This is a genomic window from Exiguobacterium alkaliphilum, assembly GCF_018138125.1.
GTDB classification, from domain to species: domain Bacteria; phylum Bacillota; class Bacilli; order Exiguobacteriales; family Exiguobacteriaceae; genus Exiguobacterium; species Exiguobacterium alkaliphilum.
This window is the reverse complement of record NZ_CP073101.1, coordinates 957,808-981,727: the sequence shown is the minus strand read 5'-3', so window position 1 is coordinate 981,727 and position 23,920 is coordinate 957,808. Positions and strand designations below refer to the sequence as shown.

29 protein-coding genes, 1 pseudogene and 1 other annotated feature are annotated in these 23,920 nt (G+C 55.4%); of the genes and pseudogenes, 15 read left to right on the top strand and 15 right to left on the bottom strand.

The features are described from left to right. Positions 1–19: 19 nt before the first annotated feature. The gene (locus KB235_RS05200) at positions 20–760 is read left to right on the top strand and encodes a polyphosphate polymerase domain-containing protein (RefSeq protein ID WP_211780633.1); all 741 of its coding nucleotides are present in this window, start codon (positions 20–22) and stop codon (positions 758–760) included. Further along, entirely contained in the window at positions 757–1,449 is a 693-nt protein-coding gene (locus KB235_RS05195; protein WP_034817794.1) for a DUF4956 domain-containing protein, read from the top strand. The genes KB235_RS05200 and KB235_RS05195 overlap by 4 nt, the downstream gene beginning before the upstream one ends. Before the next feature lie 36 nt (positions 1,450–1,485). Here the strand turns inward: KB235_RS05195 and KB235_RS05190 are convergent, their stop codons facing one another. Then, a complete protein-coding gene (locus tag KB235_RS05190) occupies positions 1,486–4,170 on the bottom strand; it encodes a S8 family peptidase (protein WP_211780632.1) in 2,685 nt (894 codons plus the stop codon). Between the two features lie 173 nt (positions 4,171–4,343). Beyond that, positions 4,344–4,575 (top strand) — a binding site (T-box leader). Positions 4,576–4,629: 54 nt separating this feature from the next. Between KB235_RS05190 and trpE the strand changes: the two genes are divergently transcribed. The 4 genes from trpE (at position 4,630) to KB235_RS05170 (ending at position 8,357) form a co-directional block, all read left to right on the top strand. Next, positions 4,630–5,961, top strand: coding sequence for an anthranilate synthase component I (gene trpE / locus KB235_RS05185; RefSeq protein WP_211780631.1), 1,332 nt, complete (start codon positions 4,630–4,632; stop codon positions 5,959–5,961). Further along, positions 5,958–6,533, top strand: coding sequence for an anthranilate synthase component II (locus tag KB235_RS05180; protein WP_211780630.1), 576 nt, complete (start codon positions 5,958–5,960; stop codon positions 6,531–6,533). Before trpE ends, KB235_RS05180 begins: the two co-directional genes overlap by 4 nt. A gap of 243 nt (positions 6,534–6,776) precedes the next feature. Then, positions 6,777–7,820, top strand: coding sequence for a Fic family protein (locus KB235_RS05175; protein ID WP_246514350.1), 1,044 nt, complete (start codon positions 6,777–6,779; stop codon positions 7,818–7,820). A gap of 96 nt (positions 7,821–7,916) precedes the next feature. After that, entirely contained in the window at positions 7,917–8,357 is a 441-nt protein-coding gene (locus tag KB235_RS05170) for a small multi-drug export protein (protein ID WP_211780628.1), read from the top strand. Positions 8,358–8,462: 105 nt separating this feature from the next. On the opposite strand, the gene KB235_RS05165 is transcribed toward KB235_RS05170, so the two are convergent. The 5 genes and pseudogenes from KB235_RS05165 to KB235_RS05145 form a co-directional block, all read right to left on the bottom strand. Then, the gene (locus KB235_RS05165; RefSeq protein WP_211780627.1) at positions 8,463–9,185 is read right to left on the bottom strand and encodes a dihydropteridine reductase; all 723 of its coding nucleotides are present in this window, start codon (positions 9,183–9,185) and stop codon (positions 8,463–8,465) included. A gap of 20 nt (positions 9,186–9,205) precedes the next feature. Continuing rightward, positions 9,206–9,958: an iron ABC transporter ATP-binding protein gene (locus KB235_RS05160; protein WP_211780626.1), complete on the bottom strand. Its 753-nt coding sequence runs from the start codon at positions 9,956–9,958 to the stop codon at positions 9,206–9,208. After that, complete coding sequence (locus tag KB235_RS05155) at positions 9,955–11,016, bottom strand: iron chelate uptake ABC transporter family permease subunit (protein WP_211780625.1); 1,062 nt, start codon at positions 11,014–11,016, stop codon at positions 9,955–9,957. The genes KB235_RS05160 and KB235_RS05155 overlap by 4 nt, the downstream gene beginning before the upstream one ends. After that, positions 11,013–11,912, bottom strand: a pseudogene (locus tag KB235_RS05150) (ABC transporter permease). Before KB235_RS05150 ends, KB235_RS05155 begins: the two are co-directional and overlap by 4 nt. Before the next feature lie 107 nt (positions 11,913–12,019). Next, a complete protein-coding gene (locus KB235_RS05145; protein ID WP_211780624.1) occupies positions 12,020–13,021 on the bottom strand; it encodes a siderophore ABC transporter substrate-binding protein in 1,002 nt (333 codons plus the stop codon). 316 nt (positions 13,022–13,337) lie between these two features. Here KB235_RS05145 and KB235_RS05140 point away from each other — a divergent pair, with 316 nt between their 5' ends. The 4 genes from KB235_RS05140 to KB235_RS05125 are packed head-to-tail and all read left to right on the top strand — an operon-like array spanning position 13,338 to position 14,880. Continuing rightward, on the top strand, positions 13,338–13,859 hold the full coding sequence (locus tag KB235_RS05140; protein ID WP_211780623.1) for a TetR/AcrR family transcriptional regulator: 522 nt from the start codon (positions 13,338–13,340) through the stop codon (positions 13,857–13,859). Position 13,860: 1 nt separating this feature from the next. Then, positions 13,861–14,169 (top strand): DMT family transporter, encoded by a 309-nt coding sequence (locus KB235_RS05135; protein ID WP_211780622.1) that lies wholly within the window; start codon positions 13,861–13,863, stop codon positions 14,167–14,169. An 11-nt stretch (positions 14,170–14,180) separates the two neighbouring features. Continuing rightward, entirely contained in the window at positions 14,181–14,516 is a 336-nt protein-coding gene (locus KB235_RS05130) for a DMT family transporter (RefSeq protein WP_034805809.1), read from the top strand. Positions 14,517–14,538: 22 nt separating this feature from the next. Beyond that, positions 14,539–14,880, top strand: a complete 342-nt coding sequence (locus KB235_RS05125) for a nuclear transport factor 2 family protein (protein WP_211780621.1) — start codon at positions 14,539–14,541, stop codon at positions 14,878–14,880. A gap of 31 nt (positions 14,881–14,911) precedes the next feature. On the opposite strand, the gene KB235_RS05120 is transcribed toward KB235_RS05125, so the two are convergent. The 6 genes from KB235_RS05120 to KB235_RS05095 all read right to left on the bottom strand — a co-directional run bounded on the left by KB235_RS05120 (position 14,912) and on the right by KB235_RS05095 (position 19,318). Beyond that, a complete protein-coding gene (locus KB235_RS05120; protein WP_246514308.1) occupies positions 14,912–16,552 on the bottom strand; it encodes an IS1182 family transposase in 1,641 nt (546 codons plus the stop codon). A 179-nt stretch (positions 16,553–16,731) separates the two neighbouring features. Then, entirely contained in the window at positions 16,732–17,094 is a 363-nt protein-coding gene (locus tag KB235_RS05115; RefSeq protein WP_211780620.1) for a VOC family protein, read from the bottom strand. After that, a complete protein-coding gene (locus tag KB235_RS05110; protein ID WP_211780619.1) occupies positions 17,091–17,864 on the bottom strand; it encodes an ABC transporter permease in 774 nt (257 codons plus the stop codon). The genes KB235_RS05115 and KB235_RS05110 overlap by 4 nt, the downstream gene beginning before the upstream one ends. Next, on the bottom strand, positions 17,861–18,565 hold the full coding sequence (locus KB235_RS05105; protein WP_034817811.1) for an ABC transporter ATP-binding protein: 705 nt from the start codon (positions 18,563–18,565) through the stop codon (positions 17,861–17,863). The genes KB235_RS05110 and KB235_RS05105 overlap by 4 nt, the downstream gene beginning before the upstream one ends. Positions 18,566–18,592: 27 nt before the next feature. Continuing rightward, positions 18,593–18,820, bottom strand: coding sequence for a DUF6440 family protein (locus KB235_RS05100; RefSeq protein WP_211780618.1), 228 nt, complete (start codon positions 18,818–18,820; stop codon positions 18,593–18,595). Between the two features lie 123 nt (positions 18,821–18,943). After that, a complete protein-coding gene (locus tag KB235_RS05095) occupies positions 18,944–19,318 on the bottom strand; it encodes a GntR family transcriptional regulator (RefSeq protein WP_246514398.1) in 375 nt (124 codons plus the stop codon). Between KB235_RS05095 and KB235_RS05090 the strand changes: the two genes are divergently transcribed. Genes KB235_RS05090 through KB235_RS05075 form a run of 4 tightly spaced genes read left to right on the top strand, consistent with a single transcriptional unit; the run spans position 19,265 to position 21,213 of the window. Beyond that, a complete protein-coding gene (locus tag KB235_RS05090) occupies positions 19,265–20,203 on the top strand; it encodes a PTS sugar transporter subunit IIC (protein WP_246514348.1) in 939 nt (312 codons plus the stop codon). The genes KB235_RS05095 and KB235_RS05090 overlap by 54 nt on opposite strands. Next, positions 20,200–20,532: a PTS lactose/cellobiose transporter subunit IIA gene (locus KB235_RS05085; protein ID WP_276514422.1), complete on the top strand. Its 333-nt coding sequence runs from the start codon at positions 20,200–20,202 to the stop codon at positions 20,530–20,532. Before KB235_RS05090 ends, KB235_RS05085 begins: the two co-directional genes overlap by 4 nt. Beyond that, a complete protein-coding gene (locus tag KB235_RS05080; RefSeq protein WP_211780617.1) occupies positions 20,529–20,822 on the top strand; it encodes a PTS sugar transporter subunit IIB in 294 nt (97 codons plus the stop codon). Before KB235_RS05085 ends, KB235_RS05080 begins: the two co-directional genes overlap by 4 nt. Further along, entirely contained in the window at positions 20,815–21,213 is a 399-nt protein-coding gene (locus KB235_RS05075; RefSeq protein WP_211780616.1) for a ChbG/HpnK family deacetylase, read from the top strand. The genes KB235_RS05080 and KB235_RS05075 overlap by 8 nt, the downstream gene beginning before the upstream one ends. Before the next feature lie 34 nt (positions 21,214–21,247). On the opposite strand, the gene KB235_RS05070 is transcribed toward KB235_RS05075, so the two are convergent. Beyond that, entirely contained in the window at positions 21,248–21,808 is a 561-nt protein-coding gene (locus KB235_RS05070; protein WP_211780615.1) for an AAA family ATPase, read from the bottom strand. Positions 21,809–21,901: 93 nt separating this feature from the next. Continuing rightward, positions 21,902–22,324 carry a hypothetical protein gene (locus KB235_RS05065; RefSeq protein ID WP_211780614.1) on the bottom strand — a complete coding sequence of 141 codons (423 nt, stop codon included), beginning with the start codon at positions 22,322–22,324 and terminating at the stop codon, positions 21,902–21,904. A 234-nt stretch (positions 22,325–22,558) separates the two neighbouring features. On the opposite strand from KB235_RS05065, the gene KB235_RS05060 reads away from it, so the two are divergent. Further along, positions 22,559–23,470 (top strand): cation diffusion facilitator family transporter, encoded by a 912-nt coding sequence (locus tag KB235_RS05060; protein WP_211780613.1) that lies wholly within the window; start codon positions 22,559–22,561, stop codon positions 23,468–23,470. 4 nt (positions 23,471–23,474) lie between these two features. Here the strand turns inward: KB235_RS05060 and KB235_RS05055 are convergent, their stop codons facing one another. Further along, positions 23,475–23,756 carry a hypothetical protein gene (locus tag KB235_RS05055; RefSeq protein ID WP_211780612.1) on the bottom strand — a complete coding sequence of 94 codons (282 nt, stop codon included), beginning with the start codon at positions 23,754–23,756 and terminating at the stop codon, positions 23,475–23,477. Positions 23,757–23,920: the final 164 nt, after the last annotated feature.

Here is a 23,920-nt window from a genome sequence, read left to right as displayed (position 1 = left end):
CTTATGAAGGAGAGACACCGTGGCCCAAGAGATATTCAAGCGATACGAGATCAAATATTTAATCCCATTTGCGAAGTACCTTGAGCTCCGTGAGCTCATCATGCCGTACATGCATTACGACACGTATGGCAACCCGGAAGGGAAATATAATATCGTCAGCCTCTATTTCGACTCCGACGACAAGTCGATTTATTACGAGACGCGCAACAAGCTCCCGTTCCGCCAGAAGTTGCGCCTGCGCGTATACGATCAGGCCGACCTCGGCAGTGCCTCGTTCATCGAGGTGAAACAGAAGTTCAAGAACGTCGTCAACAAGCGCCGGACGATCCTCCCGCTCCATCAGGCGTACGACATCCTGCGCGACCCGAACAAGCCGCTCGAGACGGTCGAGGCATCGAACCCGCAAATTTTGAAAGAGGCGCTCCACTTCCAGCACTTGTACGACTTAAAACCGAACACGGTCGTCAGCTATGATCGCCAAGCGTTCTCCGGGACGTTCGAGAAAGACCTCCGCGTCACGTTCGACTACAACCTCATGTGCCGAAACGACGACTTGCGAATCGAACACGGGCCAGAAGGGCATCACTTCATCGACCCCGGGCTCGTCGTCCTCGAGGTGAAAGTGTCCGAGGTCGTCCCGTTTTGGCTCGCCCGCATCTTGTCGGACCTCGAATGCAACAAACAGAGCGTCTCCAAGTTCTGTACGAGCGTCGAATTATTGGAACACGAAAACTCAAGCGAAGGTAGGATTTTGTCATGACCGATTTCTTTAACGAAGTACGCCAGCTCGCCGACGTCACCTCGCGCCTAACCGTGCTCGAGGCGGCCGCGGCGATCTTCCTCAGTTTCATCTTGACGCTTTGCATCGCCTATCTGTATAAACGGACCCATACCGGCGCCCGTTACTCGCAGTCGTTCGTCCAGACGATTATCATCATGGGCGTCACCGTGTCGGTCATCATGATCGTCATCGGCAACAACGTCGCCGTCGCCTTCGGTCTCGTCGGGGCGTTCTCGATCATCCGTTTCCGGAGCGCGATGAGCGACCCGAAAGACATCGCCTTCATCTTCTTCGGCATGGCGGCCGGCATCTCGTGCGGCCTCGGCTTCTACATACTCGCCATCCTGTTCACCGTGTCGCTGTCGGTCATCATCCTCCTGTTGTACACGTTCGACTTCGGTCGCGGCGGCTCGGACAAGAAGCGGTTGTCGATCACGGTGCCGGAGAATCTGCATGACGAGACGGCGTTTGACGGGGTGCTCTCGGCGCACTACAAGTATTATGCGCTCCGCTCGGTCGAGACGACGAACCTCGGCACGATGATCCAGCTCGTCTATATCGTCCAAAACAAGGACGGCGTCAAAGACAAACAGATCATCGATGAGCTCCGTAAGATGAACGGCAACTTGAAAGTGTCCGTCAACTATTTGAACACGGAAATCTTCTGACATGAAAAATCGGCCCTCGCGAGAGGACCGATTTTTTTATTTGACGATGACCGTCGTGATCTTGCTGACTTTTTTCGTCACATCTTCCACATGGACCGACAAGCGCTCGCCTTTTTTCAAGGCGCGCGTTTTCGCCGTGTACGTGCCAGCGAGCGTCACTTTCGACTTGCCGATGACGCGGTTCTGTGCGTCACGGACGACGACCGTCATGCCGGCTTGTGCTTTCCCTGTCACTTGTTTCGCGTTCGCACGCGGAGCTGTGACACTCGGTGCATTCGGACGGAGCCCTTTCGCGACCGTGACGCGCTCCCCGGTGAAGAGCGAACCGTTCGTATACGTCACGCGGAGCACCGTGCCCGGCTTTTGCGGCGTGAGCGACATCGTCACGTTTCCGTTTCGAGCCGTCCCCCATCCGATGCGCTTCGTCCCGTTATAGACGTTGACGACCGTGCCCGGTTTCGCCGCGACCGTGAACACCGGCGCGTTGTCGAACACGCGGCCTGGCTTCGGCGCGATTTGAAGCATCGACTCAGCTCGATAGACGTTCACTTTCCCATATCCGCTGACGACGTCATAGTATGGGAGGAGCGGCACCTTCAATTCGTCGAGCACTTGCTGCATCCCGTCATACATGCGCGGATCTTTTGGCGCGTCCCCACCCGTGAAGGCGAGTGGTTCGGCCGAACGGCGAAGGATCGAACGAACACCTTCCACCGTCATTCGTGGGTGTTGTGATACGAGAAGCGCCACGGATGCGGCGACGTGCGGGGTCGCCATGCTCGTCCCGTCCATATAGACGACGTTGCCGTCCGGCACGAGACTCGCGACTTTCGAGCCCGGGGCGACGACGTCGACGTTGAGGCCGAAGTTCGAATAGTCGCTGACGAGACCGAACGTGTTCGTCGCGCCGACCGAGATCGTATATTTCGACGAGGCCGGGTACGACAAGAGCGATTGGCCGTCGTTCCCCGTCGCGGCGACGATGATGACACCGCGGTCATGGGCATACTTCAACATGTAGCCGATCGTCCGGCTCTCTGAACCACCGAGGCTCATGTTGATGACTTTCGCCCCCGCATCGACGGCATACTTGATGCCGAGTGCGATTTGGTCCGTCTCCCCGTAACCCCATGAATCGAGTACTTTCACCGGCAAGATCGACACGTTCGGCATCATGCCGCGCATCGACGTGCCGTTGTTTTGCGTGGCCGCGATGACACCGGCGACGTGGGTGCCGTGGCCGTGGTCGTCGATCGCATCGCCTTCCCCGTTCGGGTCGACGAAGTTTTTGCCGTTCGCGACATCGACTTTCCCTTTCAAGTCGAGGAGTCGATAGTCGACCCCGGTATCGAGCACGGCGACTTTGACGGTACGGGCGTTCAGCTTGAGCGCCTCATACTTGTCGAGCCCGATACCCGCATCCGCGAACGGCTTCAAAATGGAACGGCTGTTGACCGACCATTGATAGCTGTACGTCGGGTCGGCCATGAACGCGGAGTATTTCTCGATTGGCTCGATATACTCGACGTTCGGGTCGCTTTCGAGCATCGTCTGGGCGGACGCTTGCGTCTTCGCTGACGCCGCCTCGACGTCGATGAGGGCGAAGTGGTCGCCCGATGCCCCGATTGACAGACGCTCGGCCGAGACGTCACGCAACGCGTTCATCTTGCCAATCGATTGGCTCGGTGACGACTTGTATTTGACGATATAACGCGGCGCGTCCGAGACGTTCACCGTGATGCCGATGCGGTTGAACACGTCCGTGATCGGTGTCCCGGCGAGTTGATCCATGCCGACGCTGCCTGCGACCGAGGCGATGTCCGCCTTCAAGCCTTCCGGCACGCTCTGGTTGACGAGGGCGTGCATCCGGTTGATTGCCGTCGCTTCTTTTGATGAGACCGTATGCTGTTTCCGGTCGACGAGCGCCGTCAAGAGCGGTTTCAACGTCATGAGGTCTTGATAGGCCGTTTGACGTTTCGCCTTGTCGAACGTGACCGCCTTGACGATATACGGCGAGGCGCGGTAGTAAAGTGCCGCGAGCTCACGCCCTTGTTCCGACTGGTTGAGGACACCGGTCTGGACGTGGCGAATCAACTCGAGCATCGTCTTTTTATCGTTCGCTGACATGAAGATCGTTTCGACGGCACACATGTCACCGCCTTGCTGCTCATACTTCACCGGCAGTTTGACCGGGTTGTAGACGAGCTCGATCTCCGAGGCGAACTGGGACAAGTCCGGCTCGCCCGGCGGTTCTTCTGATTCTTCCCCTTCTTCAAGCGAGAAGCTCTCTTCCGGCGGGTACATGTCCGGCGTCTCCATCGGCATATACTCGACTTTCACATAGTACGGTCCTTCCCAAGCGTATGGGAGGTTGATTGTCGCTTTCCCGTCCTCTTTCGAGGCGCTCGCCCGATACGGGTAAAACGTCTCGTCCTTCGCGCCCATGTCCGCACTCGGATAGACCGAGATGTGAGCGAGCTTCGTCGCTTCCATGACGATTTGCATATGCGTCATGTCACTCGGACCGTTCCGTTCTAGCTTGAACCAGTATGTATTGACCGGTTCGACGCCCGTCGTGAACGTGACAGCCTTCCCGGCCTCAAGCCGTGCCGCCTGCTTCATGCCGGCCCCGGCATCGGCGTGGATGCGTGGCGGGACGAGCGAGACGACGAGTAGGACCGCGAGCAATGTCGCAACGGTCCGTTGCACCATTCGTTTCATCTTGTTTCCCTCTTTTCCAAGTATTAGGTGAATCACCTTGGATATAGTATACGGGATATGACAGAAAATGTTTCAATTGTGTTACGAAAAGATTTCATCTTGATTTCGGAATTTTGAACACCAGCGTATTGACAAGTCGTCCCGCGCCCGGTAAAGTGACGATAACATCATACGAACTCGCGATGAGAAAGAAGAGTAGCGCGAAGGGACGTCTTCAGAAAGCCGGTGGTCGATGCGAACCGGTGACGTGTCTTGCGTGAATGGGCTTTTGAGCGTTCAGACCGATATGTAGGCTCTGACGGGTCCTCCCGTTACCGAGGACAGCGAATGATTGTTCGCGATGAGTGGGGAGACACGTCGTCTCTCAACGAAGGTGGCAACACGGGGAATCTCCTCGTCCTTCATGTCCGTTTGGGCATGTCGGGCGAGGAGATTTTTTATTTTAAGGAGGTCAATCTTATGGAACAACGAATCATCAATGGCGACGAACTGACACCGGTGGCCATCTTCCACCGTCTAGCAGGTGAACGGAAAGTATTGCTCGAAAGCCGCGCCGAAGGCAAGCACGGCCGCTACTCGATTGTCGCAGCGAATCCGGTCGAGACGATTCGTGTCGACGGGACGAGTGTTTCGGACGCGAACGGAACGATTGAGACGGCCGATCCGCTCGTCCACTTGTCCGCGCTCATCACCCGTGACGTCCCGGACGCCCCGTATCCGTTCATCGGCGGCGCCATCGGGTATATCGGTTACGACATGCAACGTGTCTACGAACCGATCCCGAACACGCCGAGCGAGACGCGTGGCTTGCCGGACGCGTTGTTCCAGCGCTATGAGACGGTCGTCTTATATGACCACCTCGAGGAACAGGTCATCTTGATCGACACCGGCGAGTCGGACGCGACGGAACGGCTCGACATGATTCAACACCAACTCGAGACGGCACAGACACATACGCTCGAACCGGTCGTCCGGACGAGCGAGCGCATCTTGACCGAGAAGGATGAGTTCATCGAACGCGTCTTGAAGGCGAAGGAAGCGATTCTTGCAGGCGAGGTGTTCCAACTCGTCTTGTCGCAACGAATCGACGCGACGTTCACCGGCGACCCGTTCCACTTTTACCGGACACTCCGGAAACAAAACCCGAGCCCGTACCTATTCTATATCGACCTCGGCGAAGCGATCGTCCTCGGCGCCTCCCCGGAGAGCCTCGTCCAAGTGAGCGGGAGCCGGGTCACGACGAACCCGATCGCCGGCACTCGCCCGCGCGGCAAGACGGTCGAAGAAGACGTCCGTCACGGGGAGTCGCTCCTCGCTGACGAAAAAGAACTCGCCGAGCACCGGATGCTCCTTGACCTCGGGCGAAACGATATCGGCCGCGTCGCCAAGGTCGGCACGGTGACGATCCCGAAACAGATCGAGCTCGAACGTTTCAAAAACGTCATGCACCTCGTCTCCGAGGTCGAAGGCGAGCTGCGTGACGACTTGAATCCGATTGACGCGTTGCGCGCCTGTCTTCCGGCCGGCACCGTGTCCGGGGCGCCGAAGATTCGGGCGATGCAGCTCATCGACGAGCTCGAGACGGTGAAACGCGAAGTGTACGCCGGGGCGGTCGGGTATCTCGACGTCCGGGGCGGGTTCGACTTCGCCCTCGCCATCCGGACGATGGTCGTGCAAGGCGACACGGCCCATGTCCAAGCCGGTGCCGGGATCGTCTATGACTCCGACCCCGTGTCGGAATATGAAGAGACGCTGCATAAGGCCAAATCCCTTTTGGAGGTGTTCGCATGATTTTACTCATCGACAACTACGACTCGTTCACGTATAACGTCTATCAAGACGTCGCCCGGTTTAGTGACGTCACCGTCGTCCGGAACGATGAACTCTCGGTCGAGGCGATTCGGGACGTCAATCCATCCGGGATCATCATCTCCCCTGGCCCCGGCGGCCCGCAGGACGCCGGCGTCTCGCTCGACGTCGTCCGGGAGCTCTCCGGCGTGATGCCCATACTCGGTATCTGTCTCGGCCACCAAGTCATCGCCGAGGCGTTCGGTGGGACGGTCGGCCGAGCAAATCAAGTCATGCATGGGAAAACGTCACGCATTTTGACGATCCCGTCCGTCTTATTCGATGGCGATCCGCTCAATGTCATGCGCTATCACTCACTCGTCGTTCACGCGACGGATCTCATCGTGACCGCTCGCACGGAAGACGGTGTCATCATGGCGCTCGAGCATCCCGAGCATCCGACGTATGGCGTCCAGTTCCACCCTGAGTCAATCGGCACGCCCGAGGGACAAAATCTGTTCGAGCGGTTCGTTGCATGTTGCGTGAAAAGTGCGGGGCATGTGTCCTCGGTCTGAGTATGACGAAATACATCACTCAAGCGTGTCTCCACGAAAATCGGAGATGCGCTTTTTTACCGTTTCTCAATCATAACCTGAAATATAGCTCACCATTCTCTAAACATACTTATTTCTGTTCAAAATGAGTATGTTTATCACGTACATACCATCATAAATCAGTTATATTAGAATTAAACATACTCAAAAATCAATCAAATGACTATATTTAATCAATTTTGATTATAAATGGGGATGAGTGTTATGCGAAATTACGATTATCAATATTTAAGAAATCTCGCCTTGCCGATGGAAACCGTACGATTGATTGGTCGCATCAATGAATATAAAGGCAAACAAGACCTATATAAACAACAGGCGCCTCAAATCTTGAACACGTTACGTGACGTCGCGGTCATTCAATCGACAAAGGCTTCCAATGCAATTGAGGGAATCGTCGTGACCGAGAGCCGCCTACACACCATCATGTCGAAGACCTCGGATCCGGCCGACCGCTCAGAAGCTGAAATTGCCGGGTACCGGGATGTATTGAACTTAATCCATGCTTCAGCTCAAGATATCCCAATCAACCCGAACATCCTGCTCCAGCTTCATAAAGAACTCTACAAATTTGTTCCGGTCGAAGGCGGGCGCTGGAAAAATATCGATAACGAGATTAGCGAGACCTTCCCCGACGGTACGCGTCGGACGCGCTTCGTACCTGTCCCAGCATTCGAGACCCCGACGGCTGTTCAGGCCTTATGCGACAGTGTAAAAGAACGTCGGCAAAACGAAGACGTCGATTCACTCATCTTGACTAGTATGTTCGTCCTCGACTTTTTATCGATTCATCCGTTCAATGACGGGAACGGACGAATGGCCCGGCTGGTGACTTTGTTGCTGTTGTATCAATTCGGCTTTGAGGTCGGCCGCTATATTAGTCTCGAAAAGATTGTCGAGGAACGGAAAGAGGACTACTATGAGTCTCTACGGTTGTCATCGATCCATTGGCATGAGAACCGACAAGACCCGTTCCCATGGATCAACTATCTGTTGAGCGTGATTCTTGCGGCTTATAAAGAGCTTGAGGAACGTGTTGGCCTCGTCACGTCAGGAAGTCAAAGCAAGAGCATCCGGATTAGACGATTCGTAGAAGGGAGAATCGGGCCGTTTACCAAGTCGGATGTTCGGAACGCCTGCCCCGACATCAGTGAGGCAACCATCAACCGAGTTCTTCGGGAATTGCGGGATGAAGGGGAAATCGCTCCATCTGGACTCGGCCGGAGTGCGAAATGGATTAAGCAATGACTCGAATGCAGAGGGTAGCACGCTTCCTCAACCAGAGGCGGAAATTCATTTCACAACGTTTACGTTTGAAAAGACATATGATCAAGGAGAATTGACATGAGTCTATTTGAATACATCAGTCTGTCTGCAACTGCATGGTTTATGGGATTCTTCCCCATGTTCGAAATCTATTTGGCCATCCCGAGTACGATGTTACTCGGTCTCGATCATGTCTCTGCGGTGCTTTGGGCCGGGTTCGGTAACTTCTTGCCGGTTCCCCTGCTCGCGTACTTTTACGATTGGCTCCATCGTTTCAAACGCCTCAGCGGCTGGCTCGATCGTCTCGAGAAACACCGATTCAGTCATTTGATGCGCGAGCATGGCAGCTGGTCGATTATCCTCGTCACGCCATTACTCGGGTCATGGGTCGTCGGTGTGATTGGGCATTCGATTGGGATGAGGCGTTCTACACTCCTCATCTATTCAGCTATCAGCATATTCGGGTATGGCGTGATCATCGCTTGGCTCACCTCGAAAGGCATCGAGTTCACATTCTGAGACACGCCTGACGTCGTTCGCAAATGAAAAGGTATCGGACTCATTCTGACATGAATGGATCTAATACCTTTTTTGTGCTAGATTACTCAAGTCTGATTTTCTGCATTAAGAGGAAATCACGTCCTCGTCTCTTTCTGTGAAAAATGCATCCATTTGAAAGTCATGCTTATCGAGCACAATCTGTTCGCGCGCAATGCCCCGCTCACATAGCATCGCAATCGTCTCGCGCAAGAAGTCATCGCTCCCGACGACGTAATACAGCCCGTCCATATCCTGCGCGAGCGTCTTGACCGCCTCGTGGTAACGAACGCGACTGTCGACGAAGTCAGCCGTGAACGTATCGGTCGATGTGAAGATATCTTGAAATAGATAGTTCGCCGACGAGTCGACGTTTAACGAATGGAGGTGCGGCACCCCTTCCCCATCCGCCACATAGCCGAGGACGAGCGGGCGGAACGTCGCGAGCCCGACCCCGGCCGACAACAAGTAGACGTTCTTCCCGGCGCGCTTCAACGGAACGTTCGAATGCGTCTTGAAGATGGCGACGTTCTCACCGAGCGCTATTTCCCGGAGAATCGACTTGAACTCGGAACATTCTTCTTTGATGCGCGTCGTGATGCCAATCACGCCTTCTCGCGGCAACGTCGAGATCGACATGTGGCGAATCAGACTCCGGTTCGGTCGCTCCTCTTTGTTGAACCCTTTGAGCGCAAAATGCGTGTGCGCCCCTTCCTCCCACGTGAAGCCGTCCGGTCGTTCGAGTCGGAACGTGTATGTATCAGCCGCTTCTTCGATGACCTCTAAAATTGGTGTCCAATAAATTTGCATCGTCGTCACTTCCTTCTATATTAGTAGACCGCGATCGGTCCGTACGGGCCTTGGATGACCTCGAGCTTCGTCTCGAAGATGTCGGACAAGATGTCCCCGTTCATAATCTCGTCGACCGTCCCGAACGCAGCGATTTGCCCGTCTTTCATCGCACAGATTCGGTCCGAGTATTTGGCCGCGAAGTTGATATCGTGGAGCACGGTGACGATCGTCCGGCCGAACTCGTCGGCGACGTGACGTAAGTATCCCATCATCTGTACCGAGCGGGCGATATCCAAATTGTTGAGCGGCTCGTCGAGGAGAACGTATTCCGTCTCCTGACAGAGCACCATCGCGACGTAGGCCCGTTGGCGCTGACCGCCCGACAGTTCGTCGAGGTAGCGGTGCTCGAGATGCGTCAAATCAAGAAAGTCGATATATTTCGAGATGATCGCCTCGTCCTCTTTCGTCAATCGTCCCTTCGAGTACGGGAAACGTCCGAATCCGGCGAGTTGGCGCACGGTCAAGCGCGTCACGAAATGGTTCTCTTGCCGGAGAATCGTGATGATTTTCGCCAAGTCTTTCGACTTCGTGCTCGACACGTCCATCCCGGCGACTTGAATCTGACCCGCGTCTAAATGGAGCAGACGGCCGATCATCATGAGCGTCGTCGACTTCCCGGCCCCGTTCGGACCGATGAGTGACGTGAAGCCGGCCTTCGGGATATCGAGGTCGATCGGCCCGATGTGGACGTTATCCGTATACGATTTTTTCACTTGTTCGAGTTGTATCATAAGGACCTCCGCTTAAGAATGACTGCCAAGAAAATGATGCCACCGAACAGTTCGATGATGACGGAGACGACGCTTGGCGTGTTGAAGATGTGGTACATGAAGAAGTAGGCGCTCGTCAAAACGAAGAAGCCGAGCGCGTACGCCATCGGGAAGACGTATTTATGGTCATACGTCGAGGCGACCTGGTAGCTGAGCGTCGCGACCAAGAAACCGAAGAACGTGAGCGGCCCGATGAGCGCCGTCGACACCGACATGAGGAGCGAGATAAGAATGAGCGTATAGATGACGCTCCCGCGATGGTTCACCCCGAACGACGTCGCCACGTCCTTCCCGAGCGAGACGAGATTGAGTCGGTTCGAGAACGCGTACAATAATACCCCGACGACGAGCACGAGCGGGATGACGATCGGGAAGTAGGCCGCGTCCGCGTTCGTCACCGAACCGAACAGCCGCGCCTGCAAGATGTCAAAGTCGGACGGGGCGAGCATGCGGCGCATGAACGTCGACACCGAGTTGAGCCCGGTCCCGATGATAATCCCGACGAGCAGCATGAGCTGCAGGTTGGCGTATTTCCCCGACAATAACCAGCCGTATAGCAAAAGACTCATGAGCACCATCAGTCCGACCTGCGTCAAGAACGCACCGGTCCCCGTAAAACCGACCAAGGCGCCGGCACCGAAGAAGAAAATCATACTCGTCTGAATCGTCGAATAGAGCGCGTCATACCCGAGGAGCGAAGGTGTGATGATGCGGTTGTTCGTCACTGAATGGAACGCGACGGTCGCGAGGCTCTGACAGAGCGCCGCGATTGCCATCGTCGTGACGGCGACGACGCGCCGCTCGACGACCGGCCAAAACGACGGTGAGTCAATCGGAACCGGATTGTTGTAAAGCAACAGCCCGAGCGCGCACAACACGCCACCGATGATGAAGGCGGCAAGGAAGAGCCAATAGCGCCGCTCCTCCCGCCTCGAACGGAACGCCGACGCGCTCCGCTCCTTTTCTTGAAGCGGATGGACGTCCACTTCATACACTTCTTTCTCGATGACCGTACTCATCGAACCCCTCCCCGCTTCCGTTGTCTAAGTAAAATCCCGATGAAGACGAACGCACCGACCGTCCCGAGAATGAGTGAGACCGGCAGCTCGAACGGCGCGATAATCGTCCGCGAAATCAAATCACAGACGAGAATCGTCCCCATGCCGACGACACACACCTACGGCAAGTTGCTGCGGAGGTCGTCGTCCCGAAACATCGAGACGAGATTCGGGACGATCAAGCCGAGGAACGGCAAGTTGCCGATGACCGTCGCCACAACCCCGACCGAGAGGGCGATGAGCCCCGTCGCGACCATCATGAGCTGGTTATAGTTCACCCCGAGGCTCGTCGCGACGTCTTCCCCGAGTCCTGCGAGCGTCAACCGGTTCGCGAGCAAGAAGATGAGCACCGTCGCGATGAGGATGAGCCATAAATACTCATAGCGCCCGACTTGGACCGAGGCGAACGAGCCGACGAACCAACCTTCGAGCGTCTGACTCATCCGGAAGAACAGACCGAGGAACGTGGAGACGGCCGAGATGACGGCACCGAGCATGAGCCCGATAATCGGCACGATCAACGAGGAGCGTAGCTTGACCGAACGCAAAAACCAAAAGAACACCATCGTGCCGACAAACGAGAACACGATCGCCCCCGTCATCCGCATCATGAGCGTCGGTGCCGGTACGAGCAAGTACACCGTCAAGAGCCCGAGCCCGGCCCATTCGAGTGTCCCCGTCGTCGTCGGTTCGACGAGCCGGTTTTGGGTAATGAGCTGCATGACGAGCCCCGACATCGCCATCGCCGCCCCCGTCAACATGAGGGCGACCGTCCGCGGGACACGGGTGATCCAAAACATATCGAAGTCGGCGCGAATATCATACACGCCCGTAACGAGCGATAAGACCGCAAGCATCAACACGACGAGCGTCGCGAAGATGAACGACTTCGTCCATATGGTAGAAAAGGAGGGCTGAGACAATGTCTCAGCCCGAGTTAGTGGTGTTTGCACGATCGCACGCCTTACTTCTTGAGCGCTTGTGCGATGTCGTTGAACATTTCAGCGTACGTTTGAATCGACTCGTTCAAATATGTGTCGTTCGGTGCGTAGACGATGTTCTTTTCTTTGACGGCTGTCGTCTTTTGAAGCGCCGGGGCGTTGTCGATGACGTCCGCTGCCGGTACGGCACCTTCCGCTCCAGCGAGCGGTGCGTCGCGGTCGAGGACGAAGAGCCAGTCCGGGTTGCTTTCGGCGATTGCTTCGACCGAGACTTCATCCCCTTGGTGGTCGCCTATCGTCTTCTCGACTTCTAACGCCGGTGTCCAGCCGAAGATGTCATACATCGGGCCATAGACGCGACCTGAAATCGGTGCCGAGAAGCCGATGTCTCCGCCTGAGACGATGACCGACATGATCGTGTCTTCGCCGTTGTAAGCTGATTTCACGCCATCGATTGAGTTGTCGAGGTCCGCGACGAGCTGTGCCGCCTCTTCGTTCTTATCAAAGATTTTCCCGAGCGTGAGCGTCGTGTCCGTCAACCCTTTGACCAAAATCTCACCCGGAGTGCCCGTATCTTCCGGGATGTCGATGTACAAGTCAATCACGGCCGCGTTCGGTACGAGTTTTTTGATGTCTTCGTAGTAATCGGCGAAACGTTGCCCGACGATGACGACGTCCGGGTCGACGCCTGCAATCGCCTCTAAGTTCGGCTCAAAGTGCATGCCGACGTCGGCGATGTCGCTGTCTTTCGCATATGGCGACTCGGCCGGCAACAATCCGATCGGTGCCGCCGCGAGTTCGATGTCCCACGCCGCGAGCGTCTCGAACGTCCGGTTGTCGAGGGCGACGACCTTCTCCGGGTTGACCGGTACGTCAATCGTGCCGTGTGCATCGGTGATCTCGACCGTTTTCGGCGCCTCGGCACCTTCCACTTCTCCTGTTTCTTTCGTCTCTGTCGTCCCGCCGCATGCGGCAAGCACGAAGATGAGTACTGTCAACATGAGTGACACTTTCAATTTCCCCATTCTGTCCATCTCCTTATGTATTTAGTTTGAATGACACTCGTCTCAACTCGAACGTGTCCACGTCTTCTGTTCTATGTATGGACGCTTCTATGGACTCGTTCTCATTGATAATGATTATCATTATCGTTTTCATTGAGAAGCATATCAAACAAAAAAAGGATGTGCAATGCCAAATTGTCAAAAAGGGACTGGGAATATTTTTCTTTCCTTATACGCAAAAAAATCATTCATGTATGAGTAATCGGTTCGACAAGACAATTCAAACTTGATATATTGACTTTACTGACCGTTCAGTAAAGTTAATGAGGTGAACATGATGAACAAAAAACAATTACTGCTCGAGACGGCCGCCCAGATGATTCGGGAGGACGGCATTCAACAACTATCGCTCGAGCGGCTCGCCGCGCGTGTCGGCATCACGAAAGCCGGTGTGCTCTACCACTTCGAGACGAAAGACAATTTGCTCCGCCAAATGAACGAACTCGCCATCACCGAGTTCGAGACACGGATCCATCATCATATGACGGACGGACCGTACCCGTTCACACGAGCTTACGCTCAGGCGACACTCGACTATATGGAGGCGGCACGAATCGGCCTGAGCGCCGTCTTCATCTCGTCGCAAGAAGATGCGAGCGGTGCTATCTGGAACGAGGCGGCACGCCGATGGGATGAACGCTTTCTTGCCGACGGGACCGACCCGCGCGTACTCGAACTTCGGCTGTTATGTGACGGGTTCTGGTTCGCGTTGACGTACGGCTATAGCGACGCCTTCAAGGACGAGGCCGCCCGGCTCATCCTTCAGAAGTGTGACGCGCTCGAACAGGCAGGTGGCTAAGATGGGCTTCCTCTATCTCGCCTTGGCGATCATCTCTGAAGTGTTCGGCTCGAGCATGCTCAAGCTCAACGCGACGTCGTCGACCCGTCTCCCGATTGTCGGGGTCGCGCTCGGCTATGTGACGGCGTTTTATCTATTGTCGCTCGCCCTCCTCTCCATCCCGCTCAGCTTCGCCTACGCGTTTTGGAGCGGGGTCGGCACGGCTGCGACGGCACTCATCGGGTTTCTCGTCTTCAACGAGCAAGTCCGCAAACAGACCGTCGCCGGCATCGGACTCGTCATCGTCGGGCTCGTGTTGATGAAAGTATAGGAGGGACACGGATGAAAGGATATGTATTCTTACTGTTCTCGATCGCGTTCGAGGTGCTCGGGACCTCGATGTTGAAGCTGTCGGACGGGTTCACACAACTCGTTCCGAGCATGATTCTGCTCGCAAGTTTCGCCGTCTCGTTCACACTCATGGGCATCGTCTTAAAGACGATACCGCTCAGCATCGCCTACAGCGTCTGGGCCGGCCTCGGCACGGTCGCGACGGGGCTGATCGGCGTGTTCGTCTACGGCGAGGTGTTGTCGACGTTGAACAGTATCGGACTCATCGTCATCGTGCTCGGTGTCATCGTCATGAATTTCGGGAAAACGAATACGGTACACGGTTGACCGTCCAGAAAGGAGTGACGCGATGCTCGCACCATTGATTGAAGAGAAGGAACGGTTATTGTTGACGTCAGAAGTCCGTTCGTCGCCGGAGCGGTTGCGCGAACTCGTGACCGAAGATTTCTTTGAAATCGGCAGCTCCGGACGCCTCCTCTACAAAGAAGAGGACACGAACACGATGGACCTCGGCGAGATCGACGTCTCGCTCACCGACTTCAACCTCGAAGTCATCCGTGACGACGTTGTCCTCGCCACGTATCGGACCGAGAACCGTGCGACCGGAAACGTTGCGCTTCGCAGCTCGATTTGGGTACGGATTGACGGAACGTGGAAAATGAAGTTTCATCAAGGAACACCCATTCCATAAAACAAAGAGGCTGGGACATAACTAGCCAGTTCTAAAGTATTTCAATCAAAAAGAGGGGTCCGGTCACCGATTTTCGGTGACCGGACCCCTTCTTTGTACTTCGGGCGACAACGGTGGCGATGAACTTCCGCAGGTTCACCGCCATGAGCGCGAAGCCGAGCTCGCGTCTCACGCGCTGTTTTCCCCTGACGGAGAAGCGGGTGAAACCCAAATTGGCCTTCAGATATCCAAAAACTGGTTCCACGTCCGTCTTGCGTCTGGCGTAGAGGGCACCCGTTTTCTCATCCGAAAGCAGCGTTCTCGTCATATGCTTTTGTTCTTCCCAGGCCACGTTCACACCGACCTGGCGGTGGCTCCCTTCCTCGGCCTTTGTGCACAGGTCGCGGAACGGACACCCGCCGCAGTCCTCGCTCAGATACATGCGGGACTCGCGGACGAACCCGTCCCTGTCGGTCTTACGGGATTCGTGGCTGAACGGAAGCCGTCTCCCGTCCGGGCAGGTGAACGCATCGGACTCCCTGTCGTACGCCCAGTTCGAGATGTTGAACGGGTTCTCGCGCCACTTCTTCTTCTGTTCCTTCCGGTACATCGTGTACGGGATCAAGGGAACGCGCCCCCGGCGCTCGAGGATGTCCGTGTAGTTCGGCTGGCTCCCATATCCCGCATCGGCGACGATGTAGGCGGGTAACTCGAGGAACGTTTCGACCTCGTCGAGGAACGGGGCCAACGTCCTCATGTCGGTCGGGTTCGGAAAGACGTCATACGCCAGCGTGTACTGGCCCGAGGTCGCGATCTGGACGTTGTAGCCGGGCTTCAATTGTCCGTTCTTCATGTGATCATCCTTCATCCGCATGAATGTCGCATCCCTGTCGGTCTTCGAGTAACTGTTCCGCGTGCCAAAGGCGGCCATGTGTTCCTCGTATCGGCGTTTCCGGGCAGCGAAGTCGGAGGCCTGCTTGCCGAGGCGGCGGGGTTCCTTGCGTCTCGCGCGCAGTCGTTTGCGTTCCTCGACGTCGGTCGTCGAACCGATTTCCTCATCGATCGCGTCGACCTTTTCCCCGAGTCGCGCCGCGACCTCCTCGAGTTCTTCGACCGAGAGCGCCTCCGGGCTCTCGCGCTCAATCTCTGGGATGACCTGCTCGGCCATCAGCTCCTCGTATAGCCGATTCGACTTCTCGACGAGTGCGGCGCTGTATTTCTCGATGGCCTTCCTCCAGACGAAGGTGTATCGGTTCGCGTTCGCCTCGAGCTTCGTGCCATCGATGAAGATCGCCTCCTGATCGATCTCACCCGCCTCGACGAGGTGGCAACGGAACGTGACGAAGGCGGACTTCAGGATCGGGGCGACGGCCGGATGGACTCGGAACCGATTGATCGTCCGATAGCTCGGCTCGTGTCCCTGGGCGAGCCACATCATGCGCAGGCTGTCCTTGAGAAGGCCCTCGATCTTCCGACCCGAGAACACGGACTGCGTGTACGCGCAGAGGACGATCTTCATCATCATCCGCGGGTGATAGGCCGGGCAGCCCGTCGTTCGCCAGAACGTCTCGAACGCCTCGTCCGGGATCTGTTCGACGAGGTCGTGGACGGCGAAGGCGATGTCGTTCTCCGGGAGCCGAACTTCTAAATCTAGGGGCAAAACCAACTGGTTCATGGTATACTCTTTGTACATAGGGGCACCTCCAAAGTTATGGTTTGGTCACTTTAACTTTATCAGAGGTCGCCCCTATCTGTTTATATCGAAATGTGCGTAAGAACCCATAAAAAGGAGAAGAGGCCACCTGGCGCGAACGAGTCGCGCCAGGTGGCCTCTTTCTTATAAATCTACTGAGTTATGTCCCGACCTCTTTGTCATATCGCTTGAATCATCTCGACACGATTGCCGAACGGGTCACGGAACTCGAACCGGTCAAAACCCGGAATCGGGATGCCCGTGATGCGGTCAATCCCTTCCGCTTCCAACCGTCGTCCCCATGCCTCCAAATCCGTAACGGCATAGGCGACGTGGGCTTTCGTTCGGGAGCGGTCGACGCCGTCCTCTGCGCCGACGTGGACGCTCTGGTCACCGAGTTTGAGCCAAAACCCGCCGCGTCCTCGTAGCGACGCGGGCTTTTCCATCTCTTCTAACCCGAGCGTTTCGCAATAGAAGGCACGGGCCCGTGCTTCTTCCCCGGTCGGGACCGTGATTTGTACGTGATGGATACCTAGAATCATGTTGCTTTCCCCTTTCGATACGTCAAGCCGACGAACTGAAGCTTTTCATTGAACAGGCGCGGATACGCGAGATACCCGACCATGACGGCCGAGATCGTCGCCGTCGTCAAGATGAGGAACAAGATGAGGAGTTGATACAATACCGCCTCCATCGGGTCGGCTCCGCCGATGATGAGCCCGCTCATCATGCCCGGCAGTTGGACGAGCCCCATCGTCTTTTGCGCCTCGACCGTCGGAATCATGCTCGTGCGGATGGCGTTCTTCAAGCTCCGGTCAATCGCCGTCTTCGGCGCCCCGCCCATCGACAAGATGAGCTCAATCACCTCGTCGCTCCGCTCGACCTCGTCTTTGAACTTGTTCAAGAACAGGAGCGACAACACCATACAGTTGCCGATGACCATGCCGCTAATCGGGATGACCTTGTCCGGCTCGAACGGGATGATGCCGAGCCCGAGCATGAGCCCCATCGTCAGCACCTCGACCGTGACGAGCGTGAGGACGATCATCCACGTGATGCCGGGGATGCCGTCCCCTTTTTTGATGATGTTCTGTGTCGCCGCCCCGATCATGAGAAGGATCATGAAGAGCATGAACACCGGGTTGTCGCTCTCGAAGACGAACGTCAAGATGTAGCCAATCACCAACAGTTGGATGATGGAACGCACCGTCGCGATGACGATGTCACGTTCGAGCCCGAGCTTGAGATAGAGCGCCAGTCCGAGCGGGATGGCGACAAAGATGAGCGACGTCAACAGTTCGACGAACGTCATAGCTCTTCCCCCCTCACGAACCGCCCGATCATCGGATTGTCCGACTCGTCGATGAACGAGGCGTCCCCGAACTCGATCAACTCGCCGTTCCGTAAAAACCACATGTCGTCACTGACGCGCCGCGCTTGATCCAAGTCATGGGTGATCCAGATGACGGTGACCCCATATTCGCGCTGCAGGCGGACGATGAGCCGTTCAATCTCTTTCACCGTCCGATAGTCGAGGCTCGCCGTGATCTCATCTAACAGGAGCACGTCCGGTTTGTTGACGAGCGTCCGAGCGATGGCGACGCGGCTCCGTTCCCCGCCCGACAGCGTCTTGACGGGCTTGTCGAGCATCCGTTCGCCCAAGTCGACAGCTTGTAATAGCGAGGCCGCCTTATCTCGGTCGAGCGTCTCCCCGAAAATCGCTTTCGGCAAGTTCAGATTGTCATACACCGACCCGTCAATCATCGGCGCACTTTGGAACGCCATGCCGATCCGTTTACGCAGGGCGATGATGTCGAGCTGTTGAATGTCTTCCCCTTTGAAATACACCGTGCCCGAATCCGGGGACAGCAGTCCGTTGATGTGCTTCAAACACGTCGTCTTACCGGCACCGCTCGGGCCGACGAACGTCGTGATGCGCCCTTCACGGAAGTAGCCCGTCACGTTATGTAGGATGTCCCCGTGACTGACCCCGTTAAACTCGATGATGTGCATACGACTTCAATCCTTTCTCAATCCGATTCATCGATGCCCATAAGGCGGCACATTCTCGACGACGACGTCTCCGTTCGCGTCAACAAGTGGCGTGATGCCGCCGCTCGTGCCGACCCACGTTTGGATATAGTTGACGCCGGTCTCGGTATCGACGAGGATCGTCACTTGCCCAAGTTCCGGCAACTGTTCCGTCAGCTTCACAACGAATCGCTTCACGTCTGTTTCTTCCGTCTCTGCTTTCTTTTTGAACAACATATCATCCCGCCTTTCTACCTCCAACTTTACGCAACATACACGCGCGTTGCAATGAATCAGGGAGAGCGAAGTCTCTCTGTCAGACGAGATAATCGATAAAAAAACACGCCGATAGCCGGCGTGTTAGGAATAGCTCCGCTCGATGACGAAGCTCGTCTTGTCCCCTCTGAAGTAAGACCGTGAATATTCGATCGTTTTCCCTGACGCGTCCTCGGTCACCGTCTCGATGTAAAAACACGGCGTCCCGAGCGGACAGTCGAGCAGACCGCTCACCTTCTCATCCGAGAGTGCAATCTCGAGCGCCTCGGTCGTCTTCGCGACGTGGACATCATGGACGTTCGCGAGCGTTTGAAACAGCGAGTGCTCGGCCTGTTCTTTCGTGATGCCCGGTGCGATACTCCACGGAATAAATGAAATCTCGTACTGCGTCGGATGCCCGTCGGCGTGGCGGAGCCGTTCAATCTTTTGAATCGGCGCCTGTTCGTCGACCGCGAAGATGTCGGCGAACTGTTCCGTTACCTCATCAACACGAAACTGACGATCAAAATGCCGGACGGGGTGCCGGGCGGGGTCACCCGTTCGTTCCAGGCGTTGATTCCATCAATGCTCATTTTGACGCTCGTCGCCGGTGTGCAACTGTTCATGACGCTCCAAGTCGAGCTCAGCATCTTCGAGGTCATCTTCAAAGTCATCCAACAACCGCTCCAAGGGTTCGGCGACTCGCTCGCGGCCGGTCTCGTCATCGCCTTCTTGAACCATATCCTCTGGTTCTTCGGGCTACACGGCACGAACATCATCGGTTCGGTCATCGAGCCGATTTACTTGCCGCTCATCGAACAGAACTTGGCCGCATTCCAAGCCGGCGCCTCGGCGTATGACGTGCCGTTCACGGTGACGAAACCGTTCCTCGACACGTTCGTCTTCATGGGTGGATCGGGTACGACGTTCGCGCTCCTGCTCGCCATCTTCATCGTCGTGCGGAAACAGCGCCAACACCCGTACCATCAAGTTGCAAAACTGTCGGCACCAGCCGGTCTCTTCAACATTAACGAACCGGTCATCTTCGGTCTCCCGATCGTCTTGAACCCGGTCATGTTGATCCCGTTCATCTTGGTACCGGTCACGCTCACAATCGTGTCGTACGTCGCTTTGACTACAGGCATGGTACCGAAGACGGTCGCCATCGTGCCATGGACGACGCCACCGATCATCAGCGGTTACCTCGTCACCGGCGGCAGCGTCCGCGGCGTCTTGCTCCAACTCGTCAACTTGACGATCGCGACGGCGATGTACATCCCGTTCGTCATGGCCGGCGCCAAAGCGATGACGGCTGAAATCAACAAAAATAAAGCAGAAGTCAACGAAGGAGAGAAGATTTCGTGAAAACTGAAACGCTACAACAATTATCGTTCATGATCATCCTACATGCCGGCAACGCCCGCTCGTCCGCGTTCGAGGCGATCCATGCCGCCAAGCGTGGTGAAGTGGAGACGGCCGTGGCCAAATTGAAAGAGGCTGACGCCGCCTTTTTAGAGGCGCATAAGATGCAGACCGAACTGTTGCAAGAAGAGGCGCGCGGGACGACGAGCGACATGAGCGTCCTCCTCGTCCACGCCCAAGACCACCTCATGACGGCGATGACCGTCAAAGAACTCGCCGTCGAGATGATCGATATGATTTCACGGCTCAATCGATTGGAGGAAACGAAATGAACATCTTACTCGTCTGTTCGGCAGGTATGTCGACATCGATCCTTGTAGAGAAAATGCGGGCCGAGGCCGCGAACCGCGGCCTAGACGCCACAATCGAAGCAATCCCGGAGTCACGCTTGAAAGAACAAACGAGCGTCGACGTCATCTTGATTGGACCGCAAGTCCGTTACCTCGAAGGGAAAATCAAATCGTCGGTCTCGGTGCCGGTCGCCGTCATCGACAACATGGCGTACGGTCTCATGAAAGGCGACCAAGTTCTCGACCAAGCGCTCGGTCTCGTCCATGCGTAAGACGCACGTCTTGATCAACGCCGACGACTTCGGACTGACGACCGGCGTGAACCGCGGCATCCTCGACAGCCATCACCACGTTCACGGCTGGGCCCCGATTCAAGACGTCATCGTCCGGCTCGCCGAAGAATATGAGACGACGTTTCGGGCCTTACCGACTCTTGGCGCACATCGGGAGTTGTGGGTGACCGAACGGTTCACGGATCAATTCTACGGCGATGGTATATCACGAGAGACGCTCGACGTCATCCAGCCGGGCGCATCCATCGAGGTGATGGTACATCCGGCGGACATGGATTACATGTTACCGAGCGTCACGTCTTACCTCGACCAACGTCTCGTCGAAAAAAAACTACTGAAATCGTATCAACGCCCCGACTGGTGGACATAAGACAAGCGAGACCCTTCCCTGGGACTCGCTTTTGTCATAGCTGGAAATGTTGTTTGATGCGTGCCGCGACGGTCGTCGCGTCGAGATGCGTGTTGTCGATTCGTAAATAGTTGTCGACAACGAGCTCCCCGTCTCGTGAGTTCAAGCGGTACATCGTCGCCGTCTGCTTCAATTCCCCTTCCGACCAGGCGATGTCCCGTTTCGTCGGCTTATGCGTGAGCCGGTTCTCGGTCGTGTTGCGGATGAGCCGTTCCTCGATGTCCGCCTCGAGTTCGACGTAATAAATCTCAGCCCCGCGTGACTCGAAAATCGTCGTCACATGACGGACGTACGCCCAGTCCTCTTCCATGTCGAACGCCCAGACGAACGTGAAAATCATGCCCGGCAAGTCGCTTTTCGCGACCGATTCGAACAGTTCTTCCCGAAACAGTTCGACGATTCGGCGTCCCTCTTTCGTCCCGTAACTGAAGAACGGGCTGACGAGGTCAATCGTCATATGGTTATGGAATAGTTTTAACCCGGTCTCTTTCGCCAACTCCTGCCCGACCGTCATCTTACCGACGGCTTGCGGGCCGAACAAAATCACAAACTTCATCCTGATCCCCCCTAAACCTCTATGTGTTTGTTTGAGTATACAGGATTTGTTTCATGATTCGTAACCAATTTTTCCAATTAACTGGGTCGCAATTCACTCCCAAGCAACGCATGTCAAAGTGACTTGTTCATTCATCCCCTCATTCCAAACGATATCGACTTGGAATACATCATCAACGTCTGCCACTTTACTGCTAGCATTCGTCTCCATCGTCGTACCGCCTTCCGCAGTGCCAAGGAACTCCGAAAAATGACTGACCATACTGGATGATTTTTTTGAAGACAGGACACTTTGTATCCGCCATTCCACCGGGTAGTCTCGGACCTCGCCTTCTATCGGCTCACCGTTATAATTCAGTTCATGTCGTTCACTGACAACGTACTGATCAAGATTTCTTTTTGATTGCCGCACCTCGATGACGACCTTCCATGAGTCACTTTGTCCTTCGAAGACCAAGTATTCCGGCTCATCCATCGCAAGCATTTGTTGGAGTGGGAGGAGTAGTAAGATTGCCACAATAACTAGGCTTCCTATCATAATATATCGCTTGTCTTTCAATGAATTTTGCTCCTTTTGTTCAAGTTTTCAACTTACAGTTCTATCACATTCAGCACGGGTCACCGCTCTAACAACATTATCTAAACAATCATTTTCTCCTTCTTTGGCCTAGAGAGTGACCAGACTAAAATGTGTAGCGAACGGGAAAAGAGTTACCATCTTATTCAGTTTTCGCTATAAGGAGGCATCTTTATGCCAAAAGATCCAAAACTCGAGCGCTTTGTCTTACGCTTCTCCGTTTTTGCCTCGCTCTTCTTCGCCATCGCCGGCATTCTCGTCGGCCTCTGGCTGTCCTCGTCGTTCATCTTGTTCGACGGTGTGTATTCATTCTTGAGCGTCATCATGAGCTGGATCTCACTCCGGGCCGGCGTCTTCATGTTGACGGCCGATAAGCGCTTCCCGTTCGGCAAGAGCACGATTGAACCGTTCATCATCTTGTTCCAATACGGCGTCCTCTTATTCGTCATCGTCAACGCCTTCCTCGGTGCAATCGATGATATCCGCGCTGGCGGGAACGACCTCGTCCTTAGCGGTGCCCTCGTCTACCTTGCCATCAGCGCCGGCATCTCGTATAGCATCTATCGCTATTTGAACAGCTTCAAGATGAAGGCGAGCTCCGGGCTCGTCACGGCGGAAGTCGTACAATGGCGGCTCGATACACTACTCACCGTCAGCGGCCTCATCGGATATCTCATCGCCCAAGTGCTCGTCTGGCTCTCGTTCGAGGCCGTCGCCCCTTACATCGACCCGGTCATGCTCATCTTGAGCGCCCTTTGGCTCGTCCGCACCCCGCTCATCGAGATGTGGACGGCCATCAAAGAACTGATTGACATGGACACGGGCACGCCCTACAGCAACCAAATTCGGTTGACCGTACTCCAAGTCGCCCATCAGTTCGACGTCGACAAGACATACGTCCGCACGACGAAGTCCGGCAACGTCTTGTTCCTTGAAATCGACCTCGTCGTTCCGCGCGACTACCCGTACGACACGATCGCCGACCAGGACAAGATTCGGCAACAGCTGTTCGACGCGCTCGCCTTCTTACCGTATGAGAAATGGCTGACCGTCTCGTTCACCCATGACAATCGTTGGGCGGAGTAAACCCTTAATCCTCGGTGTCCATTTGCGCAAGACCGGCTTCTAGTATCCGCTTTGTCCGTTTCATGGCTTTATACTCTTCTGTCGTCATCAATCGGACGAGTGACCATCCACCAAGCCACATGCCTAATTTAATGTAGCCTCTTGGGATTGGTACTTGTGACGAGTCGCAACATCTACGGTCACAAAATACGAGAATCGCCGTTTCATATTCTGCGCGGTAGTGACGATCAAACTTATGGTCTTTGACGAACTGTTCATGCCCGCAATGGCTACATCTCACAATCATGGGAAGTCACCTCGAATTCATCGATTTTAAGTCCCCTTAGTCATCTCAAAAAAGCGCTCATCGTTCAATTCCCGATTTCGACTTCTAAACCTGGTCAATTATTGTTTATCCCCCGAACAATTAAGGAATAGGCATACATCTTATGTTTTGGAGAAAGAAGGTGT

Coding starts and splice junctions, on each gene's coding strand:
- KB235_RS05195 (WP_034817794.1), top strand. CDS start 757: ATGACCGATTTCTTTAACGAAGTACGCCAGCTCGCCGACGTCACCTCG.
- KB235_RS05190 (WP_211780632.1), bottom strand. CDS start 4,170: ATGAAACGAATGGTGCAACGGACCGTTGCGACATTGCTCGCGGTCCTA.
- trpE (WP_211780631.1), top strand. CDS start 4,630: ATGGAACAACGAATCATCAATGGCGACGAACTGACACCGGTGGCCATC.
- KB235_RS05180 (WP_211780630.1), top strand. CDS start 5,958: ATGATTTTACTCATCGACAACTACGACTCGTTCACGTATAACGTCTAT.
- KB235_RS05175 (WP_246514350.1), top strand. CDS start 6,777: ATGCGAAATTACGATTATCAATATTTAAGAAATCTCGCCTTGCCGATG.
- KB235_RS05170 (WP_211780628.1), top strand. CDS start 7,917: ATGAGTCTATTTGAATACATCAGTCTGTCTGCAACTGCATGGTTTATG.
- KB235_RS05165 (WP_211780627.1), bottom strand. CDS start 9,185: ATGCAAATTTATTGGACACCAATTTTAGAGGTCATCGAAGAAGCGGCT.
- KB235_RS05160 (WP_211780626.1), bottom strand. CDS start 9,958: ATGATACAACTCGAACAAGTGAAAAAATCGTATACGGATAACGTCCAC.
- KB235_RS05155 (WP_211780625.1), bottom strand. CDS start 11,016: ATGAGTACGGTCATCGAGAAAGAAGTGTATGAAGTGGACGTCCATCCG.
- KB235_RS05145 (WP_211780624.1), bottom strand. CDS start 13,021: ATGGGGAAATTGAAAGTGTCACTCATGTTGACAGTACTCATCTTCGTG.
- KB235_RS05140 (WP_211780623.1), top strand. CDS start 13,338: ATGAACAAAAAACAATTACTGCTCGAGACGGCCGCCCAGATGATTCGG.
- KB235_RS05135 (WP_211780622.1), top strand. CDS start 13,861: ATGGGCTTCCTCTATCTCGCCTTGGCGATCATCTCTGAAGTGTTCGGC.
- KB235_RS05130 (WP_034805809.1), top strand. CDS start 14,181: ATGAAAGGATATGTATTCTTACTGTTCTCGATCGCGTTCGAGGTGCTC.
- KB235_RS05125 (WP_211780621.1), top strand. CDS start 14,539: ATGCTCGCACCATTGATTGAAGAGAAGGAACGGTTATTGTTGACGTCA.
- KB235_RS05120 (WP_246514308.1), bottom strand. CDS start 16,552: ATGTACAAAGAGTATACCATGAACCAGTTGGTTTTGCCCCTAGATTTA.
- KB235_RS05115 (WP_211780620.1), bottom strand. CDS start 17,094: ATGATTCTAGGTATCCATCACGTACAAATCACGGTCCCGACCGGGGAA.
- KB235_RS05110 (WP_211780619.1), bottom strand. CDS start 17,864: ATGACGTTCGTCGAACTGTTGACGTCGCTCATCTTTGTCGCCATCCCG.
- KB235_RS05105 (WP_034817811.1), bottom strand. CDS start 18,565: ATGCACATCATCGAGTTTAACGGGGTCAGTCACGGGGACATCCTACAT.
- KB235_RS05100 (WP_211780618.1), bottom strand. CDS start 18,820: ATGTTGTTCAAAAAGAAAGCAGAGACGGAAGAAACAGACGTGAAGCGA.
- KB235_RS05080 (WP_211780617.1), top strand. CDS start 20,529: ATGAACATCTTACTCGTCTGTTCGGCAGGTATGTCGACATCGATCCTT.
- KB235_RS05075 (WP_211780616.1), top strand. CDS start 20,815: ATGCGTAAGACGCACGTCTTGATCAACGCCGACGACTTCGGACTGACG.
- KB235_RS05070 (WP_211780615.1), bottom strand. CDS start 21,808: ATGAAGTTTGTGATTTTGTTCGGCCCGCAAGCCGTCGGTAAGATGACG.
- KB235_RS05060 (WP_211780613.1), top strand. CDS start 22,559: ATGCCAAAAGATCCAAAACTCGAGCGCTTTGTCTTACGCTTCTCCGTT.
- KB235_RS05055 (WP_211780612.1), bottom strand. CDS start 23,756: ATGATTGTGAGATGTAGCCATTGCGGGCATGAACAGTTCGTCAAAGAC.